Consider the following 2,194-nt stretch of genomic DNA (forward strand, 5'->3'; position numbering starts at 1 on the left):
CAGCGTAATGGTGTAGGTGATCTCGCCGCCTTCCGTAACGGACTGGCTGGCGGTCAGCTTGGCTACCACTTCGTCGATGGTGTCGGTCACTTTGACCGAAGCATCACCGCCCAACTGCAGGTTCTCGAAGGCAGCGCCGGTGGCGTCCACCGCCGACTTGATGCCTAGAGTGATTTCGCCAGCATCCTGGTAAACGTCATCGCCCTGCGCGGCATGCTCGTATGGCGCGCTGGTGTCGCCGGCCTTGATGGTGACTTGAGCGTTGTTGCTCAGGGTCACCACCAGGTCATGGGCCAGTGCAGTGTTGATGTGCACGGTGAAGGTCGGTTTGACGTTCTCGGCAACCGATACCTGGTCTGCGGTGATGGTGACCTTGACGATGTCACCTTCGTTGCCCGGCGTGCCTGGCTCGTCGGTAACCTCGGTGCTGACCGGGGTCTTGTCCAGGTTCAGGTTTTCGAACTTCCACGCATCCGCGCCGCTGACGGCATCGATGGCATTCACCACCGGCTCGTTAGCGCCGACATAGACGTTATCCGGGGCGGTTGCAGTGGCCGAGCCGGTGGTGCTGTTCGCGGGCACGATGACAGTGGTGCCATCGGTGAGCTTGAAGTACAGCTCTGCATGGTTGTTGATCGGCAGGCCGTCTTTGTTGGTCAGCGTAATGGTGTAGGTGATCTCGCCGCCTTCGGTCACCGACGGCGTCGCAGTCAACTTGGCTACAACCTCATCGACGGTGTCGGTCACTTGAACGGTGGCCGCACCGCCCAGTTGCAGGTTCTCGAAGGTAGCGCCAGTGGCGTCTACCGCGGAATTGATACCCAGGCTGATTTCGCCGGAGTCCTTGTAGACGTCATCGCCCTGCGCGTCGTGGGTGTACGGCGCGCTGGTTTCGCCAGCCTTGATGGTGACCTGAGCGTTGTTGCTCAGGGTCACGATCAGGTCGTGGTCCAGCGGCTGGTTGATGTGCACGGTGAAGGTCGGTTTGACGTTTTCCGCCACCGAAGTCTGGTCGGCGGTGATGGTGACTTTGACCAAGTCACCTTCGTTGCCTGGGGTGCCCGGCTCGTCAGTAACGGTGGTGCTGACCGGGGTTTTGTCCAGGGTCAGTTGCTCGAACTTGCCAACATCAGCGCCAGCAACGGTCGCAATCGAGTTGACCACCGCTGGGTTGCTGCCGACGTAGACGTTGTCCGGGGCAGTCACGGTGACCGAACCGCTGGTGCCGTTGGCCGGCACGGTGATGACGGTCTTGCCGTCGCTCAGCGTGAAGGTCAGGGCGCCGTGGTTATTGATCGGCAGACCGTCTTTGTTGGTCAGGGTGATGGTGTAGGTGATCTCGCCGCCTTCGGTCACCGAAGGGGTCGCAGTCAGCTTCGCCACCACTTCGTCAGTGGTGTCCGTCACTTGAACGGTAGCGGCACCGCCCAGTTGCAGGTTCTCGAAGGTGGCGCCAGTGGCGTCTACCGCGGAATTGATGCCCAGGCTGATCTGGCCAGCGTCGTTGTAAACGTCATCGCCTTGTGCAGCGTGCTCGTAAGGCGCGCTGGTTTCGCCGGCCTTGATGGTGACTTGAGCATTGTTGCTCAGGGTCACGACCAGGTCGTGGTCCAACGGCTGGTTGATGTGCACGGTGAACGTCGGTTTGACGTTCTCGGCCACCGAAGTCTGGTCGGCGGTGATGGTGACCTTGACCAGATCGCCCTCGTTGTTGCCGCCTGGGTTGCCCGGAGTACCTGGCTCGTCAGTAACGGTGGTGCTGACCGGGGTCTTGTCCAGAGTCAGTTGTTCGAACTTGCCAACGTCAGCGCCCGCAACGGTCGCAATCGAGTTGACCACCGCTGGGTTGCTGCCAACGTAAACGTTGTCCGGGGCAGTGACGGTGATCGAGCCGCTGGTGCCATTGGCCGGTACGGTGATGACGGTTTTACCGTCGCTCAGCGTGAAGGTCAGGGCGCCGTGGTTATTGATCGGCAGGCCGTCTTTGTTGGTCAGGGTGATGGTGTAGGTGATCTCGCCGCCTTCGGTCACCGAAGGGGTCGCGGTCAGCTTCGCCACGACTTCGTCGGTGGTATCGGTCACTTGAACGGTAGCGGCACCGCCCAGTTGCAGGTTCTCGAAGGTAGCGCCGGTGGCGTCTACCGCGGAATTGATACCCAGGCTGATTTCGCCGGAGTCCTTGTAGACGTCATCG

The 2,194-nt window shown here is 60.9% G+C and carries 1 protein-coding gene; it reads right to left on the reverse strand.

Annotation, left to right across the window (positions count from 1 at the left end; translation table 11 throughout):
- Positions 1-2,194, reverse strand: a 2,194-nt coding sequence (locus WF331_RS29020) for an immunoglobulin-like domain-containing protein (protein WP_340623559.1), incomplete at both ends; no start/stop codon positions are given.

Origin of the sequence: Pseudomonas sp. YNh, from assembly GCF_037993085.1 — a bacterium.
Lineage (GTDB): Bacteria > Pseudomonadota > Gammaproteobacteria > Pseudomonadales > Pseudomonadaceae > Aquipseudomonas > Aquipseudomonas putida.